Genomic DNA, 19,133 nt, shown 5'->3' on the forward strand with positions numbered 1-19,133 from the left:
TTCGGCGCCGTTGTGCGCCGAGCGTCGGCGTTTTGCCGAAAGAAAGTTTAGAATGAATACGCAGATATTGAATATGCCGGGACAGTTGTTCCTCGGCACGAATGTTGAAAATGCATTTGCCCAGGGCGGGCGCCGGTTTTCGTCGGCGGCCAAGGCCGTACGCTTTGCCATGGAGCAGGCGGCGCCGGTCAGCCTGCGCGGTGCAATGCTCAAGGTCGAGGGCGAAACGCTCGGACCGGACCAGATCCGGACCCTTCACAGCCAGATGGAAACCATCGGGCAAGCGCGCCGCGCGCGATAGCGCGGCCCGTCGACTTTTAGGCCGCGTGGCTCTTCAGAGCCTCGGCCACCGCGAGCTCGGCCATTGTCAGGGCGGCAGCGCGGGTTCGCGCAGCGGCGATAAAACGGCCGTTGTGGCAAAACGTGGCGCCGGGAACACCGGATACCTTTTCCAGATCCTCATTGACGAGGCCAGCCCAGGCGGCAGGCAGATCTGCACGAAGCTCGAAGCCTTCGCCGCGACGAATGCCTGTTAGGCACCAATCCTTATCGCGCGGATGGACGACGAAGAGCAGATGGTCGGCGCCGGCTTTTTCGATGGCCGGGCGGAACGGCATGCCCATGGGCAATTCCAGAACGCGGCCTGGCCCGGTTGCCTCGATGGCGGCAAGAACCACGCTTTCAGCGCGCAGCTTTGCCGCTGCCCGCTTGACGCCAGCTTCGACGAAGCTGCGCGCCACGGCAAGCGCCTGCATGAAGGCCTTTTCGTCGGCATCGGTATCGGTGTCGTCGAAATCGGGCTTCAGGGTTTCGAGCAGCGAAGAGAGCGACAGGCCGGCGAGGGGGCCCGACGGGCTCTGCGCGCCATTATCGACGAGATCGATCGGCAGAACGAAACTGCCGTCAAAGCTCTCGTGGATGCTGTCCAAATGGTTTGCTGGGGTGCCGAGGGCGGCGATGTAGTCGCGCCCAAAGTGCTTCCAGACGAGACCGAAGGAGCTGTAGGGCTGACCATCGTCGCGGAGGGGCGCGCCGCGCTGGTGATGATCGAAAATATTGGCCGCTGGATCATAGGCACCGCCGACATCGTAGATGATGCGATCGGGGGCTGGGGCGATCCAATCCGGAGCGCGGGTGCGCACGATGCTGGCCTCAGGAAAGAGGCGCGTGAGGATGACGCTCGAGAGCAGTTCATCGGCATGAAATCCGCCAGAATGGGTGACGAGGAACTGGACAGACATGCCGGATTGCCTTGCTTTCGAACGGTAAGGAAGCGTTAGCCTCAGCTAGCCTGCTTCGGGTGTTTGACGCAATGGTATCAAGCCCATAAGCCTTGCATTAACTGGTCTCGAATAACGTTCACGGGCTTATAGGCCCATCGTGCGTGAGCGGCGTTAGACACCCGCTTCAGACTTGATCCCGGGGAAATAAATGGTCAGCCTCAGTTGGGTGACGACAGCAGGCTTTGCTATTATTGCGACGCTCTGTGTGTGCGTGTTCATCAGTATGCGCCATCTCAAATCGCTGGCCTGGCTGGCCGCGACCGCGGTTGCCGCAACGATCCAGACCGTGTTTTTTGCCGTGGCTGCGAACGATATGGCTTCGTCCATCGCCATTTCCATGCTGACGCCAGCCGCATATCTGGCTTTTGGACAATGCATCCGCGAAGCGCTCGGCCAGAAAGACCAACACTGGCGCCTCTATGCCGTGGTCGCCGTTCTGACCTGCCTTGGTGTCGCGTTGCGCCTGGCTGACGTTCCATTCGTCTATCGGACGTCGATTTTTCAGGCCTCCTGCGCCCTCGCGCTTGGCGACTGCCTGTTCAGGCTGTGGAAATACAAGGGGCGTGGGGCCGCGGAATATGCGCTTTGCGTGGTTGTCGGTGGAACTGCGGCAATGTTCGTCTACCGGTTTTTTGCCTATCCGATCATGTTCAGCGTTGGAACGAAATATGTGACGATCAGCGCCAGCGACCATGAGAGAACCACGCTGACAGTGTCGGCAATCTTGTCGGTTGCCGCATTATTCCTCGCATTGGCGCGGATCATCAATGGCGTGATCTACGACTATCGGCGCCTTTCGGAAATGGACAGCCTAACGGGACTTTTGAACCACCAAGCGTTTCATAGGCTCGCAAGTCCAGCGGGCAAAACGGGCGGCAGCGTGATTTTTTGCGATATCGATCATTTCAAATCCATCAACGACCGGTTCGGCCATCTCGCAGGGGACAAGGCTTTGCGTGCCTTTGCCGATCTCCTGAAAGCCAGCGGCTTTGCGGCGGGGCGGCTTGGGGGCGAAGAGTTTGCGCTGATCCTGCCGGACCTCGCTCCCGAAGTGGCGGCGATCGAGGCTGAGCGCCTGCGAATGAAATATGCCGGCATGCGGCACAGCGCCCTGGCAGAGGATGCCCGGGTCACGGCGAGCTTCGGCATTGCGGGATATGAGCCCGGCGAAGAGCCCCGGCGAGCGTTTTCACGCGCGGATGCGGCGCTCTATGCGGCTAAGTCGAGCGGGCGGAACCGCGTGGCTTTGCATGTGGAAGAAGAGACGGCAGCAAGCGCTGCCGCCTGAGGGTCAGGCTGGCTGGCCGAAGCGCTCGTCGAACGCGTAGCCGGCGCCGCGCACAGTGCGGATCGGATCGCTCTCGCGGCCCCGATTGATGGCGCGGCGGAGGCGGCCGATATGGACGTCGACGGTGCGCTCGTCGACATAGACGTCATTGCCCCAGACGCCATCGAGAAGCTGCTCGCGCGAATAGACGCGACCGGGATGGCGCATGAGATATTCGAGGAGGCGGTATTCGGTCGGGCCCAAGTGCACGTCGCGGGTAGAGCGGCGGACGCGATGGGTGGTGCGGTCGAGTTCGAGATCGCCGACCTTGAGCGCTGCCGTTACGAGGTTCGGATTGGCGCGGCGGAGGAGGGCGTGGATGCGGGCGACCAGTTCGGGAACCGAGAAGGGTTTTACCACATAGTCGTCGGCGCCGGTCGAGAGACCCCGGACGCGCTCTTCCTCTTCGCCGCGGGCAGTGAGCATGATGATGGGAATGCGCTGGGTTTCTTCGCGGGCGCGAAGACGGCGGCAGAGTTCGATGCCTGAGATTTCGGGCAGCATCCAATCGAGCAGGATCAGGTCCGGCAGCTTGTCCTGAATGGCGAGCTGGGCTTCGTCGCCGGTTTCGGCCGTGACGACGCGAAAGCCTTCGGCTTCGAGATTATAGCGCAAGAGGATGGCGATATCGCCCTCGTCTTCAACAACGAGAATGGTCGCGGGCATAGGCGTGCTCCATCGATCGGCCTCAACGTCTGGCCGAAAGTCATGGTTCTTGTGGTTTACCCCCACCCGGCCTCCCCCTGAAAGAGGGGGAGGGGAAGGAAGGGTTTACGCTTTGATCTGCGTGCGGTGCAGTTCCTGCACGTCTGCGGTGAGTTGCTTGCCGGTTTGCAGGTAGTAGGCGCGTTCGGCGATGTTGGTCGCGTGGTCGCCGATGCGCTCGAGGTTTTTGGCGCAGAAGAGGAGATGCGTGCAGGTGGTGATGTTGCGCGGATCTTCCAGCATGTAGGTCAAGAGTTCGCGGAAGAGCGAGGTGTGCATGGCGTCGACTTCGTCGTCGCGGTTGCAGACTTCGACGGCGGCTGCCGCGTCGCGATTGGCATAGGCGTCGAGTGAATCCTTGAGCTGACGGAGGACAAGGGCGGTCATGTTCTTGACGCCATTGTAGAAAGTCGGCTGCAGGTTGATGCCTTCGAGCTTGAGCGAACGGCGAGCCAATTGCTTGGCCATATCGCCGACGCGTTCGAGATCGTTGGCGACGTGAACGGCGGTGATGACCGAGCGCAGGTCGCTCGCCATCGGCTGGCGGCGGGCGATCAGGGAGACGGCCATTTCGTCGATCTTGCGCTGCATGTCGTCGATGCGCTGGTCGGCGATGATGGTGAGGTCGGCCAGCTCGCGATCGAGCTTGAGAAGGGCCTTGGTGCCGTTCTCGATGGCGACTTCGACCTGGCCACCCATTTCGGCAATGGTCTGGGCCAGGGTGTTGAGCTCGTCGGTGAAGGACGAGACGATGTGGTCGGACGTGTTGTTATTGGTGGGCATGATGTTGGCTCCTCGTTCCGCGATCAGCCGATGCGGCCCATGATGTAGTCCTGGGTCTGCTTGTTCACCGGATTGGTGAAGATGTCTTCGGTCTGACCCTGTTCGATCAGATTGCCCAGATGGAAGAAGGCGGTGCGCTGGCTGACGCGGGCGGCCTGCTGCATCGAGTGGGTCACGATGACGATGGTGTAGTTTTCGCGCAGTTCGTCGATCAGCTCTTCGATGACGGCGGTGGCGATCGGGTCGAGGGCCGAGCAGGGCTCGTCCATCAGGATCACTTCGGGGCCAACGGCGATGGCGCGCGCGATGCAAAGACGCTGTTGCTGGCCGCCGGAGAGGCCGGTGCCGGGCTCGGCCAGACGATCCTTCACTTCTTCGAAGAGGCCGGCCTTGCGGAGCGATGACACGACGATTTCGTCGAGATCGGTCTTGTTACGGGCGAGGCCATGGATGCGCGGGCCATAGGCGACGTTGTCGTAGATCGACTTGGGGAAGGGATTGGGCTTCTGGAAGACCATGCCGATGCGGGCGCGCAGTTCGACCACGTCCAGATCCTGGGCATAGATGTCCTCGCCATCGAGCTTGATAGTGCCGCCGACCTTGGCGCCTTCGATGGTGTCGTTCATGCGATTGATGCAGCGCAGGAAGGTCGACTTGCCGCAGCCCGATGGCCCGATGAAGGCGGTGACGGCGCGGTCAGGAATGTCGATCGAAATGCCGTGCAGGGCTTGCTTGGCGCCATAGTGGACGGTGACGTCGCGGGCGGTCAGGCGGATAGGGCGGTCAAGCACGTCAGTCGGGTTCATAGCGGAGTCCAGGTTCTGGGAGGTCTTCTTTACCTTGCCGGCAAGCATATCCATTTGGATCACACTCCTTAAGCGCGCTTTTCAAGGCGGGAGCGGAGATAGATCGCCACGCCGTTGAGCAGGATCATTACCCCAAGCAGCACCATGATGGCGGCTGCGGTGCGGGGCTCGAAGAAATTGCGGTTTTCATTGCCCTGCCAGAGATAGATCTGGACGGGAAGGGCGGCGGCCTGATCGAGCGGGGTCGCGGGGACCGACGCCACGAAGGCCTTCATGCCGATGAGCAGCAGTGGTGCGGTTTCGCCAAGGGCATGGGCGACGCCGAGAATGGTTGCCGTGAGGATCGACGGAAAGGTCACCGGCAGGACGTGGTGGAACACCATCTGGGTTTTCGAGGCACCCATGCCGAGCGCTGCCTGGCGCAGGGCCGGGGAGACGCCCATCAGCGCTCCACGGGTGGCGATGATGATGGTGGGAAGGGTCATCAGCGTCAGCACCAGGCCGCCAACGAGCGGGGCGGAGATCGGCAGGTGGAACCAGTTGATGAACACCGCGGCGCCGAGGAGACCGAAGACGATCGAGGGGACGGCCGCGAGGTTGTTGATATTGACCTCGATGAGATCGGTGAGGCGCGATTTTGGCGCGAACTCTTCGAGATAGATGGCTGCGGCAACGCCGATCGGAACGGCGAGGACGACAACGATCAGCATCATCCAGAGCGTACCGACAAAGGCGCCGAGGAGACCAGCGGAAGCAGGCGCTGAGCGGCTATCGACATTGGTGAAGATCGACCAGGCAAAACCATTGGTGATGGTGCCGTTTTCTTCGAAGATGTCGATCAGGCCACGGGTTGGCGCCGAAAGCTGCTGTTGGGTATCACCAAGCGAGCGATCGATATTGCCCTTGACCCAGTTGGCCGTATTGGCCGAGGCGAGCACATCGACTTCGACGGTCTGGCCGAGGAGCGAGGGATCGCTGACGAACTTTTCGCGAATGGCGTGGCGGGCATTGGTTTCGGGGATCGCGAGAAGTTCGCGGCTCGTAATGTCGTAGCCTTCCGGGAGCGCCTTGCGAAGCGAGGCTTCGACAATGGTGTTCCAGTTGAGGAGCGCAACTTCGCGCTGCCACTTGAGGCTTGCGGCATTGAACTCGGCTTCCGAGGCGAAATCGGCGCGGGCAGGTGCCGGGCCAACGTCGATCACAGCCGGATCATAGGTGACGGCCAGGTGGACGTTGGACTGGATGAATGCCGGGATGCCCTTGCGGAACACATCGACGAACAGCAGGGCCACGAAGCCGAGGGCAAGAGCGATGGCGGCGATGCCAAGGCCGCGGAAGATCTGCTCATTCAGGTGACGGCGGCGAAGGCCGGACCGGACAAGCTTGCGGCGATCGGCGCTGGCGCTCGAGGACGTCTGAATATCGGTAGCCATTTTATTCGTACTGCTCCCGGAAGCGGCGCACGATGTAGAGCGCGAAGATGTTGAGGCAGAGGGTCACGACGAAGAGCGTCAGGCCCAGAGCAAAGCCGACCAGGGACTGCGGGCCGGTGAAATCGGTATCGCCGGTGAGCTGGTTGACGATCGAGACTGTGATGGTCGAGACGGGCTCGAGCGGATTGCCGCGAAGGATGGGCGCGTTACCGGCCGCAAGCACCACGATCATGGTTTCGCCGATGGCGCGGCTGACGGCGAGAAGGAAGGCGCCGACGATGCCGGGAAGGGCGGCGGGCAGAAGGACGTTGCGGATCGTCTCGGACTGCGTCGCGCCAAGGCCATAGGCACCATCGCGCAGGGTGCGCGGCACCTGGTTGAGGATGTCATCGGAAAGGGACGAGACGAAGGGGATGATCATGATGCCCATGACCACGCCCGCCGTGAGCGCCGAAGTGGCGCTGACCTGAAGGCCGATGGCATTGCCGACATCGCGGAGGAAGGGACCGACCGTGACGAGGGCGAAGAAGCCGAAGACGATTGTCGGAATACCGGCGAGGATTTCGATTAGCGGCTTGGCAACGGCACGGAGCGATTTTGGGGCATATTGGCTGAGATAGATGGCAGCCATCAGGCCGACCGGAACGGCGACCAGCATGGCGATGGCCGTGATCATCAGCGTGCCCGACAGAAGCGGCAGGAGGCCATACTGACCGTGATTGGTGCCGCCAGCATTGTTGGGGGCCCAGACGGTGCCGAAGAAGAAGTCGATCGGGTTGATGAAGGTGAAGAACTTGAACGCTTCGGTGACGAGCGAGGCGACGATGCCGACCGTGGTCAGAATGGCAACGGCGGAGCAAGCGAGCAGCAGAATATTGACCGCGCGCTCAACCTGATTGCGAGCGCGGAGGCGCGCCGTGATCTGGGAGCGGGCATAGAGGAGGCCAGCGCCGCCCGCCACGATGGCAAGGATCAGCGAACCGGCAAAGGTGATGAAATTGAACGAGCGCAGCGCATCGCCGGCGGCCTGTTCATAGGGGGCCAGTTCACCGGTCACGCCATAGCCGGAGGCCAGGGAATTGATGCGGTTGATGGCATTGTTGAGGCCCATCTGATCAAGCGACATGACGGTGTCGGTCGGGATCAGTGAGACAGTGTAATTGCGGGTGATATCGCCGCCGAACCAAGCCCAGAGCAGCACGACGGCCAGCGCGGGCAGCATGGCCCAAAGGGCGGTGAAGGTGCCGTGATATTGCGGACGGGAGTGAACGGTCACGCCATTGGTCGTGACGAGGTTGCGGCTCCTCGACCAGCCGGTCTGATAGGATATGCCTAGGATGACGAGCAGTACGCCGGCTACGACCAGAGCATTCATCGATGCGCTCCCGCGGGAAAACGAAAGAACGGGCCGCACCGGGAAGGTGCGGCCCGCAATGGTCTCTTACTGAGCAGCGCCAGCTTCGAAAGAAGCGAGGACTTCAGCAGTCTTGTCAGCCGGCTGCGGGATCAGGCCAGCAGCTTCAAGGATGCCGCCTTCGCCCGAAACGCCTTCGGAGAGGAAGAACTGAACGTAGTCTTCGATGCCAGGGATGGTGCCGATGTGCTGGCCCTTGACGTAGAAGAACAGCGGGCGCGAGACGGGGTATTCGCCGTCAGCAACGGTTTCCTTGGAGGGGGTCACGCCGTTCACGGTCGCAACCTTGAGCGAGTCGGTGTTCTGTTCGTAGAACGAGAGACCGAAGACGCCGACGGTGTTCGGATCCGAGTTCAGGCGAGCCAGGGTCTCGGTGTAGTCGCCCGAGATTTCGATGACCACGTCCTGACGGAAGGTGGTTTCAGCGGCCTTGATTTCGTCTTCGGAAAGACCTTCTGGAGCGCCAGCTTCCTTGAAGCCTGCGGTCACGACCTTTTCCTGGAAGACTTCACGGGTGCCGTGGTTCGACGCTGGGATAGCGAGCGAGATCGGCTGGTTCGGGAGCGACGCGTCGATTTCGTTCCAGGTCTTGTAGGGGTTGTCGACGAGAGCGCCGTCAACGACGACCTTGGCGGCAATGGCCTTGTAAACCTGGAGCGGGGTGAGGGCGAAATCAGCGCCCGAAGCGGCAGAGGCGAAGACGATGCCGTCGAAGCCGAACTGGACTTCGCGGATATCGGTCACGCCGTTGGTGGTGCAGACTTCACGTTCCGCATCCTTGATCTGGCGCGACGCATTGGCGATGTCGATGGTGTTTTCACCAACGCCTTCGCAGAACTGCTTGAGGCCGCCACCGGTGCCGCCGGAGCCGACGACCGGCGTCTTGAATTCTGGGAAGGCGGCGCTGAATTCTTCAGCAACGATCGAAGCGAAGGGCAGAACCGTCGACGAGCCGGCGATCTGGATGGTGTCGCGCGACTGGGCGAAAGCACCGGTGGTGCCGAAGGCGGCGAGTGCGATAACGGCGGCGCTTGCGAAAAGTGCGGTCTTCATGAAAGTTCCCTTTCGGAAATTCGGTTCTTAGACATGGCCAGCCATGCTTGCGGCCGTCCTGTGACGCGGCAGACCATATTGTCGCCCAGCGACGGTTTTATTGCATTGGCGTGACTGGTTTGTGACAGTGCAAACCGATGTTTTTGAAGGTGAAATCCGACAATTTCGGTTTTGTGACAGCTTTTGTGACGCTGTTTTGTGACTCGGCCTGCAAGGTTTTCACCGAGGCGCTGATCCCGACCTTAGCGGGGAATTGTGACAGTTGACCAAGGGTCAGCGCAGGAGCGGCCGGAGGTCGGACTGGATCTTGCGCATGAGCGGCAGGAAGCTCGCAATCATGCGCGATGTCGAGGCGCGGGCGGTTTGGGCGCCGATATTCACCGCTGCTATGACTTTGCCGGAGGAATTGTAGAGCGGCACGGCAATGGAGCAGAGACCGAGCTCGAGCTCCTGATCGATGACAGCAAAACCCTGGGCGGCGACGACCGCGAGTTCCGTGGTGATCGATGGGAGGTCGGCCTTGGTGCGGCTGGTATAGGCCATGAGGCGCGAGCGATCGAGAATGGTTGCGGCCTCCTCGAGTGGCAGGGCAGCGAGGAGAATGCGGCCCATCGACGTGCAATATGCGGGAAGGCGCGCGCCGGGGCCGAGATTGATCGACATGACGTGGCGGGTCGAGGCGCGGGCAACGTAGAGAATGTCGGTGCCATCGAGGACAGCAGCGGAAGTGCTCTCGCCGGTCGCGACCGAGAGTTCTTCGAGGAAGGGCTGAATCATCTGCGGCAAGGTGTTGGCCGCAAGGTAGAAATGGCCAAGGTTTAGGACGCGTGGCGTCAGCTGGAAGAACTTGCCGTCATAGGTGGCATAGCCGAGGTGGACGAGCGTCAGGAGGCAGCGTCGGGCCGTGGCGCGTTCGAGGCTGGTGCGGGCCGCGACTTCGGTGATCGACATGCGCGTATGGGCTTCGTCGAAGCACTCGATGACAGCGAGGCCGCGCGCCAGGCCATGAATGATGTCGCCGTCGCGCATGGGGGCCTCATTGGTGGATTTACCTGAGGTGACATGAATGGCGCGGGAAGGGAAGGGGCGGTGGAACGGGGCAAGCTGATCTGGGTTTAGGCAGTTGAACGGACAGGCGAATTGGCGTCTGCGGCAATGGAATATCGGGCGGCATCTTGCAGAACGGCGAGGACTTCCCATTTTCGTTGCGAATGGAGGACTGCAATGACCTATGATCGCGTTTCAGCCCAGTACGATATCGAGAAGAAATCGCTGGTCGTGGCCTATGTGCTCTGGTTTTTCCTGGGCTATGTCGGCGTACACCGGTTCTATCTCGGCAGGCCGATCAGCGGCCTGATGATGTTCGGGTTCTCGGCCGTGGTGTTCCTTTTGACGCTGGTGTCCTTCGGCTTTCTCGGCTTCCTGTGGTTCCTCGTTGGCCTCTGGTGGTTGATCGACGCGCTGCTGATCCCCGGCATGGCCGCCGGCCGCAATACGCGCATCGCCGACCGGGTGTTTGGGCGCCGCTAAGGCTGATTGAAACCAGTAGAGCTAGTGAACGTCATCGACCGGGCCTTGTGTCCGGTCGTTTCGCTTCGGGCGGGAATGAAAATGTGGTGCGCCCAGAGGGACTTGAACCCCCAACCAGACCGTTATGAGCGGTCGGCTCTAACCAATTGAGCTATAGGCGCGTTGCGTGCCTCTTAGCAGGGTCGGGGCCGCTGTCAAAGGGGGAAGAGGACAGGCTTGTGTCCTTTTCCCGAGCGCGCTAATTTGCGGAACGGTCTGCAGTTCACCGAGGCGTCGCCGTCCCCAAGAGGGAAGCTAAACCTGCGTTCAAATAGAATTCGACGACACCTTGTGCCTCGTCGAAAGCCGGTGACCATCGAGCCGCCCCCATGCGGTTGAGGCATGTTCAGCAAGGATGTGTCATGTCGCGCGAAATTCACGCACTCACGATTTCGGATCTGTCTTCATTTGCCCGCGCCTTGCGGGACGGTCTTGCCAAGCGCGAGGCGCCGCCGAGCCATGTCGAGATGCTCAATCTTCTGAGCAAGTCGGCAGGGTATCGAAACTATCAGCATTTTCGGGCGCAGGAGGAGCGGCAGAGCGAGGCGCCTCGGCCCGAGCCGGTCGATCATGACTTGATCGAACGGGTGGCCCGGCATTTCGATGGCGCTGGGGTATTGATGCGCTGGCCGGCCAAGAACAGCCTGCAACCGCTTTGCCTTTGGGCTCTGTGGAGCCGGATCGAAGCGGGGCGGACCTATTCGGACGCGGAGATGACGGCGCTGCTCAATCGCTGGGCGAGTTTTGGCGATCATGCGCTGTTGCGGCGGGCGCTTGTCTCGCTGGGGTATGCCGTGCGCAGCAAGGACGGGCGGATTTATCGCCGGATCGAGCAGAAGCCGCCGGCGGAATTGTCGCCGCTGTTGCGCAGGGTGATGAGAACGCAGGAAGCTGTCTAGGCGGTTTTCTTGACGCCACGCTGGTAGGCGATCTTGGCGGCAAGATTGCCCATGCCCTGAGATTCGCTGAGCTTTACGGTCATCAATCCGGTGGCCTGGCTGCTCATGGATTGGACCTGCGCGAGAGCGGCGGTGCGCTTCTCGCGGTAGTACTTCATCTGCTCATAGCGCGACATCTGGGAGATGGTGCTGATACTGGCCATGGAGAAACCATGGCAAGAAATGGTTAGCCGGCCCTTAATGCTGCATGACGACGAGGCCGGCGGCGGCGGCCATCATGGCGCCGGCGGTCTTGTTAAGACGGCCCAGAGCCTTTTCGCTGCGGAACATGTCGCGGGCGGCTGAGGCGAGCCAGGCATAGCCGCAGCCGATCATCAGCAGAACCACGACGACGATGGCGGTGAGCTCGATGAAGGCGATGGGGTTCATCTGATCGAGCGGGATCACCGTCGGCAGGATGGCAAGGTAAAAGACGATGGTCTTGGGATTGCCCATGGTGAGCGAGAAGCCGGCGAGGAAGGTTTTGAGCGGGGCTTCGCTCTTGGGCTTCATCTGCTCGGCGCCGGGTTTGGCGGTCCAGAATTTGTACGCGATGTAAAGAAGATAGGCGGCGCCGGCCCAGCGGATGATGACGAAGACCGGGCCAAACCAGGTAGCGATGGCCGCAAGGCCGAAGACGGCGAAGACGAAATAGACGAGATCGCCGGCCAGAATCCCTAGGACCATGGGGAAGGCGCCCTTGAAACCGCCGCCCAGGGCCCGTGCAACGACGGCCGCAACGCCGGGGCCAGGCACGAGCACGGCAATGGCATAGGCAAGGGTGAAGGCGGCGAGCGTGAAGAGGTCCATGGGGCAGTCCGGCAAATGATGCCGGACACTACTCCCGCGCCCGGGGCTTGACCAGTGGGGCGGTTGACGCCCGCGCTGGCCGCGCTATCTTATGGGCATCGTAACTCGACCGGATGGTGCCGAATGGAACGCTTCTCCACTGCAATGCCGACCTGCCTTGCTCTTGGAGAACATCTTGTCCATGCCCGTTTCCGTAACGATTGCGAACCTGTCCTATACCGGCCCTGACGGCCACAAACTTTTTTCTGATCTCGATCTGACCTTTGGCCCGGGCCGCACAGGCCTTGTGGGGCACAATGGTGTGGGCAAGACCACGCTGCTGCGGTTGATCGCGGGCGAACTGACGCCCAGCTCCGGCACGATCAGCGGTACCGGGCGTCTGGGCGTTTTGCGCCAGCAGGTGCAGCCGCGCGAAGGCGAGACTATCGCCGATATCTTCGGGGTGCGCGCGGCGCTGGCTTTGCTGGCCAAGGCGGTCAGCGGTTCTGCCGATGTGGATGAACTGGCCGAGGTCGATTGGACGCTCGAGGCGCGGCTCGAGGCGGCGTTGGCGCAGTTGGGTCTGCCGGTGACGGCGGAAACGCCGCTCTCGACGCTGTCGGGTGGGCAGCGGACGCGGGCTGCGCTGGCGGCTTTGGTTTTTGCCGAGCCGGACCTGATCCTTCTCGATGAGCCGACCAACAATCTCGATGTCGAGGGGCGAGAGGCAGTCGCGGGCTTGCTGAAGGGCTGGCGCGGTGCGGCGGTGGTCGTGAGTCACGATCGGGGCTTGCTCGAGGAAGTTGATGCGATTGTTGAGCTGACGACCCTTGGCGCCAAGACCTATGGCGGCGGGTGGAGCCACTATCGCGAGCGCAAGGCGTTGGAGCTACAGGTGGCCGAGCGGGATCGCGATGTCGCCGAGCGGCAGGTGCGCGATGTGGCGCGCAAGGCGCAGGAGGCGCGGGAGAAGCAGGCCCAGCGCGATGCCGGCGGGCGCCGAAAGGCGGCCAAGCGCGATATGCCGAAAATCATGATAGGCGGTCTGAAGCGTCGTGCGGAGGAGACGGCCGGTGGGCTCGATACTCTGGCCGAGAAAATGGCTGGCGCAGCGCAGGAACAGGCCGCAGCCGCGCGGGCGAAAATCGAGGTTTTGACGCCATTTGCAGTGAAGCTGGCGCCAAGCAGTCTGCCGCAGGGCAAGGTGGTGTTGCGGGCCAGGGCGCTGAGCGGAGGGTATGAGCCTGAGGCGCCGGTGATCCGCGGGGTGGACCTTGAGATTATTGGGCCGGAGCGGGTGGCCGTGGTGGGGCCGAATGGTTCGGGCAAGACGACGCTGATCAAACTACTGACGGGCGAGCTTAAGCCTTTTGCCGGGTCGGTGGAGCTTGGCGGGCCAATGGCGCTGCTCGACCAGCAGGTGGGGCTCTTGGATCGGACGGAGAGCATTGTCGAGAATTTCCGGCGGCTCAATCCCGAGAGTTCGGAGAATGATTGCCGGTCGGTGCTGGCGGCTTTCGGGTTCCGGGCGGATGCGGCGCTGCAACTGGCGGGCACGCTGAGCGGTGGCGAGATGCTGCGGGCCGGGCTCGCGGCCGCGCTCGGCGGCAAGACGCCGCCGATGCTGCTGGTACTCGATGAACCGACAAACCATCTGGATGTCGAGGCAATCGAGAAGATCGAAGCAGGGCTGCGGGCCTATGATGGCGCGCTGCTGGTCATCAGCCACGATGCGGTATTTTTGGAGAATATCGGGATGACGCGGGAGGTGCGGCTGACCCCCACCTAACCTCCCCCTGGCAGGGGGAGGGACGGATTGGGGAAGTTACGGCAGTCGCGCCAGCCGCTCGGTCAGCAGATCGTAGAAGCGATCGGCGTTGCCGGAGCGGATGTAGGTGGCGTTTTTGGGTTTGTCGGTGACGTGCCAGTAGTCGGTGACGGTCATGCCGATCGTGAGCTCGCTTGTCGTTTCGATAGTCACGTTGCACTCGCGGCCTTCGAAGATGGTGGGGTCGATGAGGCAAGCGATGACGGTGGGGTCGTGGAGGGGGGCGCCGTCCCAGCCGTATTTCTTGAGATCGAAACCTTCGGAGAAGGTCAGCATGTCATAAACGGCTTGGCCGGACTTGTTGCCAATGGCCTTGATAGCGTTGAGGCGGGCGGGGGTCGACTGCATCTGGTGAGTGACGTCGAGCGGCAGGACGGTGAGCTTGATGCCGCTCCGGAACACGATATCGGCCGCGTCGGGGTCCACATAGATGTTGAATTCGGCCGCCGGGGTGATGTTGCCGACTTCGAAATAGGCGCCGCCCATCATGACGAGTTCGGCGACGCGCTCGGCGATGCGCGGCTCCTTGACGAGGGCCATGGCGATATTGGTCAGGGGCCCGAGTGTGCAAAGGGTGATCGATTTGGGCTCGGCGCTCATCAGTGCATCGATGATGTAATCGACGCCGTGCTGGGGCTGGAGCTCTATCTTGGGGGCTGGAAGGTCGGGGCCGTTGAGACCGGTGTCGCCGTGAACGTGCTCAGCGGTGACGAGGGTGCGGCGCATCGGGCGGGAGCAGCCGGCATAGACGGGGACATCGGGGCGGCCGGCGAGTTCTACGATCTTGCGGGCATTGGTGGCGTTGTGGTGAAGGCCGACATTGCCAGCGACCGCGACGACGCCCACGACCTCGAAATCCTCCGGGGATGCCAGCGCGAGGAGAATGGCGACGGCGTCGTCCTGACCTGGATCGGTGTCAATGATGATCTTGCGCGGCATGGTCTGTCCCTGAAAGCGAAGCGAAAACAAGGGGACATTAGCTGGCGGAGCGGCAATGGTCGACTATCTGGAACAACGGGGGGAGCGTGACGTTGTAGGTGCATAATTTCCAGCACCCAGAAAGAGATCATGCGCACAGGGCCTGCAGGCGAAGACATGGACGAAAGCCAATTCGAGCGCGTGCTCAACAATGCCGCGCGACTCGCGGTGGTGGCGATTGGCGTCGTCGTGCTCCTATTCGTGCTGCAGGCTGGGCAGGTTTTTCTTGCGCCGGTTACCCTCGCGATCGTCATGGGTCTGATGTTTGGGCCGGTTGCGGATCGACTGGAAGCCATCGGCATTCCGCCGGCGCTGTCGGCCGCCGTCGTTGTGCTGTTGCTGCTCGCAATCATTGCGTCGGGCATCGTGCTCTTTGCATTGCCGCTGAGTGAATGGGTGGCACGGGCGCCGCTCATCTGGGACAAGCTGCAGGGCCAGTTGGCTAATCTCAAGGAGCCGATGGAGAGCCTTTCAGGGCTGCAGACGCAGATCACCGAAATCTTCGGCGGTGGCGCGGCGATGAGCGTCAATGTCGAGGATGGAAGCGCCATGGCGAGCGTTGCCATGCTTGCGCCAGCGCTTTTGGCGCAGATCCTGATTTTTCTCGCGAGCCTCTATTTCTTCGTCGCGACACGCGACCATATCCGCATCTCGGTGCTGGCGCTTTGCGTGACGCGGCGGATGCGGTGGCGCACGGCCCATGTATTCCGAGACGTCGAGGCCAAGGTCAGCCGGTTCCTCCTCTCCATCACGTTCATCAATGCCTGCGTCGGCATTGCCGTAACGACGGTGATGTGGCTGATCGGAATGCCATCGCCCATCCTCTGGGGCGCGCTCGCCGCGGTGCTGAATTACATCCCCTATGTGGGACAGGGCACGATGATCCTGATCCTCCTGGCAGTTGGTCTCGGCACGCAAACCGAGCTGCAGCACATCCTCATGCCGGCACTTTGCTATATGGGCATCAACTTCATCGAAGGGCAGATCGTGACGCCGCATTTCATCGGCCGCACGATGACGCTCAACCCCTTCATCATCTTTCTCTCGATCACCTTCTGGCTTTGGGCCTGGGGCCCGGTGGGTGGGCTCGTCGCCGTTCCGACCCTGTTGATTGCGACGTCCATCCTGACGCATGCGCTGCCGAGCAAGCCGGTCAAGCCCAAGCGGCCGGTGCGGCGCACGCGCTATATGAGCGAACGCGAGGTGGTGCTGGCCAATGCTGCGCAGGCGATCCACGAGCAGAAGGAAGAGGCCGAAGACGGCAACGAAAAGCGCAAGCAGGAACGGCTGGAGCCGCCGGACGGCACAGCGCCGACTGGCGTCGAGGCATCGAGCTAGTTTCTTCCGCGCGTGGCTCGTCTGCGTGCAGCCGCCTTGACGGCGCAGGGCCTGCGGCACAAGTGTCTCCCCTAAACGTGCCTTTGGGGGAATAGAATCATGGCGGGTGAAGCAGTGGCGCAGGCCGCAGAAGCGGCACACCACGGGATCGACCTTTTCCCCATCGTTGCCTTGCTGGCAGCCGGAGTTATTGCCGTTCCGATCTTTCGCCGGATCGGGCTTGGGTCCGTTTTGGGCTACCTGGCGGCGGGGCTTTTGCTCGGGCCGTCGGGCATCGGGTTGATCCGCGATCCCGCCTCGGTGTTGCAATTGGCCGAGCTTGGCGTCGTGATGTTTCTCTTCATCATCGGGCTCGAAATGGAGCCCAGCAAACTTTGGGCGCTGCGCAAGCAGATCTTTGGGCTGGGCGTTATTCAAGTCGTGAGTTGCGGATTGCTGCTGACCGGGGTGGGCGTCGTCCTTGGGTTTTCGCCCGTTGTCGCCTTCATTTTCGGCATGGGCTTCGTGCTGACATCGACGGCCATCGTCATGCAGATCTTGGGCGAGCGGGGCGAACTTGCGAGCGAGGGTGGACAGAAGATGGTCTCCATTCTTCTCCTCGAAGATCTCGCGATCGTGCCGCTGCTCGCCATCGTGGCGCTCTTGGCGCCGACGGGCGAGGACCAGTCGACGGTGACGCGATTGATCGGAGTCGCTGGCGCGATCGGCGCGATCCTTTTGCTGATCTGGCTTGGGCGCCGCGTGATGAACCCCTTCTTTGCGGTTTTGGCCTCGGTCAAGGTGCGCGAAGTAATGACTGCGGCGGCGCTGCTGGTGGTTTTGGGCGCGGCGCTGCTGTTTCAGGTTAGCGGTCTCTCTATGGCCATGGGCGCGTTCCTAGCCGGTGTGCTGCTCTCGACCTCGGCCTTTCGGCATCAGCTTGAAGCGGATGTGGAGCCGTTCCGCGGGCTTCTCTTGGGGTTGTTCTTTCTGGCGGTCGGCATGTCGCTCGATCTCGCGACGGTGTCGGACAATTGGCAGATTATCGCGACCTGTGTCGTGCTGTTCATGGCGATCAAGGCGATCGCGATCTATGTCATTGCGCGGGTGTTGAAGTCGGACCATGGCGAGGCGCTGGAGCGCGCGGTGCTGATGGGGCAGGGCGGCGAATTCGCCTTCGTGCTCTACACGACCGCTGTTTCGGCCGGAATCATCGACGCGCCAAGCAATGCGATTTTTACCGCGACCGTCATCATTTCAATGGTGGTGACGCCGTTTGCGCTAATCCTGATGCGCCGGGTCATGCCCAAGAAGGTCGTGTCGTTCGACGGCATCGAAAGGGCCAATGGGCTGTCGAGCCGCGTGCTGATCATCGGTTTCGGCCGCTTTGGCCAAATCGCCAGCCAGCCTCTCTTGGCGATGCACCACTCGGTCTCGATCATCGACAACGACACGGAAATGATCCGTGCTGCAGCTTCAATCGGGTTCAAGGTCTATTATGGTGATGGCACGCGTCTCGACGTGTTGCGCGCTGCGGGCGCCGGGACGGCCGATCTGATCCTTCTTTGCACCGACGACAAGGCACAGACCAACCGGATCGCCGAATTGGTACGGGATCAGTTCCCATTGGCGCGGGTAATGGCGCGCGCTTATGATCGTCAGCACGGCATCGAACTTCTGAGGGCAGGGGTCGAGTATCAGATCCGCGAGACCTTCGAATCGGCCGTCGCATTCGGCGGTGAAGCGGCGGAAATGCTCGGCGCCAGCGAGGAAGAAGCGCACGAAGTGATCGAGGGCGTGCGTGAGCGCGACCGTCGCCGGTTTGAACTGCAGTTCAACGGCGAGGACTGGCGCAACCTTGGACGGCTTCTCCTCAGCAATGCCGAGGATCAGGCCCGCGAAAGCGGAATTACCGTTTCAGAACAAAACGCTGAGGAGGCAGTCGCACAATCGACGCCTCGTACAAGTAACTAATTTCCCTGCCCTTCGAGGGGGCTTTCCGATGCACAAATTAAGTGCAAGAGTGATGCTTCTAGAGGGGAACATCGTCATGAACACTGGATTGCGATATGCCGCAAAAGCCGATCGTCTACGATGCTCCGACGCCAGAGCCCCGCGCCACTACCGTTGAAGCGATTCAAGCCGAGATCCTTGAAAGGCTGATCTATTCAGTCGGCAAGGACCCGATTGTCGCTCGCCCGCATGACTGGCTGCGCGCCGCGATCCTCGCTGTTCGCGACCGGATCATGGACCGCTGGATGGAGAGTTCTCGCGAGACGTGGCGGACTTCGCACAAGCGAGTCTATTATCTCAGCCTTGAATTCCTGATCGGCCGGCTCATGCGCGATGCGATGAGCAATGTGGGCCTGATGGAGCCGGTGGCGCAGGCGCTCAAGAACCTCAATGTCGATCTCGGCGACCTGATCAATCTCGAGCCCGATGCGGCGCTGGGCAATGGCGGTCTCGGCCGTCTTGCGGCCTGTTTCCTTGAGTCCATGTCGTCGCTGAAAATCCCGGCTTACGGCTATGGCATTCGCTATGTGCACGGGCTGTTCCGGCAGGAAATGAGCGAGGGCTGGCAGGTCGAATTGCCTGAAGACTGGCTCGCTCACGGCAATCCTTGGGAATTCGAGCGCCGCGAAAGCGCCTATGAAGTCGGCTTTGGCGGTCATGTCGAGCCGGTGACCGATGCCGACGGCACCGTGCGCCAGGAATGGCGACCGAATGAGCATCTGCTTGCGGTGGCCTATGATACGCCGATCGTTGGCTGGCGCGGTTCGCGCGTCAACACGCTGCGGCTCTGGAGCGCCCAGCCGATCGATCCGATCCTGCTCGACAAGTTCAACTCGGGCGACCATATCGGGGCGCTTGAAGAAAGCTCGCGCGCAGAAGCGATTACCCGGGTTCTCT

At 61.7% G+C, this 19,133-nt stretch carries 18 protein-coding genes, 1 tRNA gene and 1 pseudogene; 8 read left to right on the top strand and 12 right to left on the bottom strand.

The window, feature by feature from the left end; translation table 11 throughout:
* Positions 1–52 precede the first annotated feature (52 nt).
* Positions 53–301 (top strand): hypothetical protein, encoded by a 249-nt coding sequence (locus tag ASE94_RS19480; RefSeq protein WP_061910751.1) that lies wholly within the window; start codon positions 53–55, stop codon positions 299–301.
* A gap of 16 nt (positions 302–317) precedes the next feature.
* Here ASE94_RS19480 and ASE94_RS19485 read toward each other — a convergent pair whose 3' ends face one another.
* A complete protein-coding gene (locus ASE94_RS19485; RefSeq protein ID WP_062631704.1) occupies positions 318–1,241 on the bottom strand; it encodes an MYG1 family protein in 924 nt (307 codons plus the stop codon).
* A 190-nt stretch (positions 1,242–1,431) separates the two neighbouring features.
* Here ASE94_RS19485 and ASE94_RS19490 point away from each other — a divergent pair, with 190 nt between their 5' ends.
* Positions 1,432–2,571: a GGDEF domain-containing protein gene (locus ASE94_RS19490; protein WP_082461331.1), complete on the top strand. Its 1,140-nt coding sequence runs from the start codon at positions 1,432–1,434 to the stop codon at positions 2,569–2,571.
* Positions 2,572–2,574: 3 nt separating this feature from the next.
* Here ASE94_RS19490 and phoB read toward each other — a convergent pair whose 3' ends face one another.
* The 7 genes from phoB to ASE94_RS19525 form a co-directional block, all read right to left on the bottom strand.
* Entirely contained in the window at positions 2,575–3,276 is a 702-nt protein-coding gene (phoB, locus tag ASE94_RS19495) for a phosphate regulon transcriptional regulator PhoB (protein ID WP_061910755.1), read from the bottom strand.
* Between the two features lie 105 nt (positions 3,277–3,381).
* Positions 3,382–4,098, bottom strand: a complete 717-nt coding sequence (gene phoU, locus ASE94_RS19500) for a phosphate signaling complex protein PhoU (protein ID WP_062631706.1) — start codon at positions 4,096–4,098, stop codon at positions 3,382–3,384.
* Positions 4,099–4,121: 23 nt separating this feature from the next.
* Positions 4,122–4,904 (bottom strand): phosphate ABC transporter ATP-binding protein PstB, encoded by a 783-nt coding sequence (pstB, locus tag ASE94_RS19505; RefSeq protein ID WP_061910842.1) that lies wholly within the window; start codon positions 4,902–4,904, stop codon positions 4,122–4,124.
* Positions 4,905–4,972: 68 nt separating this feature from the next.
* Positions 4,973–6,337, bottom strand: coding sequence for a phosphate ABC transporter permease PstA (gene pstA / locus ASE94_RS19510; protein ID WP_082461332.1), 1,365 nt, complete (start codon positions 6,335–6,337; stop codon positions 4,973–4,975).
* 1 nt (position 6,338) lies between these two features.
* A complete protein-coding gene (gene pstC / locus ASE94_RS19515; protein WP_061910757.1) occupies positions 6,339–7,712 on the bottom strand; it encodes a phosphate ABC transporter permease subunit PstC in 1,374 nt (457 codons plus the stop codon).
* Between the two features lie 66 nt (positions 7,713–7,778).
* Positions 7,779–8,804 carry a substrate-binding domain-containing protein gene (locus ASE94_RS19520; RefSeq protein ID WP_062631707.1) on the bottom strand — a complete coding sequence of 342 codons (1,026 nt, stop codon included), beginning with the start codon at positions 8,802–8,804 and terminating at the stop codon, positions 7,779–7,781.
* A 273-nt stretch (positions 8,805–9,077) separates the two neighbouring features.
* Positions 9,078–9,833 carry an IclR family transcriptional regulator C-terminal domain-containing protein gene (locus ASE94_RS19525; protein ID WP_061910759.1) on the bottom strand — a complete coding sequence of 252 codons (756 nt, stop codon included), beginning with the start codon at positions 9,831–9,833 and terminating at the stop codon, positions 9,078–9,080.
* A 195-nt stretch (positions 9,834–10,028) separates the two neighbouring features.
* On the opposite strand from ASE94_RS19525, the gene ASE94_RS19530 reads away from it, so the two are divergent.
* The gene (locus ASE94_RS19530) at positions 10,029–10,334 is read left to right on the top strand and encodes a TM2 domain-containing protein (protein WP_062631708.1); all 306 of its coding nucleotides are present in this window, start codon (positions 10,029–10,031) and stop codon (positions 10,332–10,334) included.
* An 84-nt stretch (positions 10,335–10,418) separates the two neighbouring features.
* On the opposite strand, the gene ASE94_RS19535 is transcribed toward ASE94_RS19530, so the two are convergent.
* Positions 10,419–10,495, bottom strand: a tRNA-Ile gene (locus ASE94_RS19535).
* A gap of 240 nt (positions 10,496–10,735) precedes the next feature.
* Between ASE94_RS19535 and ASE94_RS19540 the strand changes: the two genes are divergently transcribed.
* Positions 10,736–11,272, top strand: coding sequence for a DUF2087 domain-containing protein (locus ASE94_RS19540; RefSeq protein WP_062631709.1), 537 nt, complete (start codon positions 10,736–10,738; stop codon positions 11,270–11,272).
* On the opposite strand, the gene ASE94_RS19545 is transcribed toward ASE94_RS19540, so the two are convergent.
* Entirely contained in the window at positions 11,269–11,475 is a 207-nt protein-coding gene (locus ASE94_RS19545) for a hypothetical protein (protein WP_061910855.1), read from the bottom strand. The genes ASE94_RS19540 and ASE94_RS19545 overlap by 4 nt on opposite strands.
* Before the next feature lie 34 nt (positions 11,476–11,509).
* Positions 11,510–12,121, bottom strand: a complete 612-nt coding sequence (locus ASE94_RS19550; protein ID WP_062631710.1) for a LysE family translocator — start codon at positions 12,119–12,121, stop codon at positions 11,510–11,512.
* A 181-nt stretch (positions 12,122–12,302) separates the two neighbouring features.
* Between ASE94_RS19550 and ASE94_RS19555 the strand changes: the two genes are divergently transcribed.
* Positions 12,303–13,889: an ABC-F family ATP-binding cassette domain-containing protein gene (locus tag ASE94_RS19555; protein WP_062631711.1), complete on the top strand. Its 1,587-nt coding sequence runs from the start codon at positions 12,303–12,305 to the stop codon at positions 13,887–13,889.
* 36 nt (positions 13,890–13,925) lie between these two features.
* Here ASE94_RS19555 and ASE94_RS19560 read toward each other — a convergent pair whose 3' ends face one another.
* Complete coding sequence (locus ASE94_RS19560) at positions 13,926–14,867, bottom strand: nucleoside hydrolase (RefSeq protein WP_062631838.1); 942 nt, start codon at positions 14,865–14,867, stop codon at positions 13,926–13,928.
* A 129-nt stretch (positions 14,868–14,996) separates the two neighbouring features.
* Here ASE94_RS19560 and ASE94_RS19565 point away from each other — a divergent pair, with 129 nt between their 5' ends.
* The 3 genes and pseudogenes from ASE94_RS19565 to ASE94_RS21540 all read left to right on the top strand — a co-directional run.
* Positions 14,997–16,244: an AI-2E family transporter gene (locus tag ASE94_RS19565; protein ID WP_082461333.1), complete on the top strand. Its 1,248-nt coding sequence runs from the start codon at positions 14,997–14,999 to the stop codon at positions 16,242–16,244.
* Positions 16,245–16,343: 99 nt separating this feature from the next.
* A complete protein-coding gene (locus ASE94_RS19570) occupies positions 16,344–18,197 on the top strand; it encodes a monovalent cation:proton antiporter-2 (CPA2) family protein (RefSeq protein ID WP_062631712.1) in 1,854 nt (617 codons plus the stop codon).
* Between the two features lie 161 nt (positions 18,198–18,358).
* Positions 18,359–19,133, top strand: a pseudogene (locus ASE94_RS21540) (glycogen/starch/alpha-glucan phosphorylase); the annotation flags it as partial.

The sequence above is a fragment of the Devosia sp. Leaf64 genome (genome assembly GCF_001421945.1).
Taxonomy (GTDB): domain Bacteria; phylum Pseudomonadota; class Alphaproteobacteria; order Rhizobiales; family Devosiaceae; genus Devosia.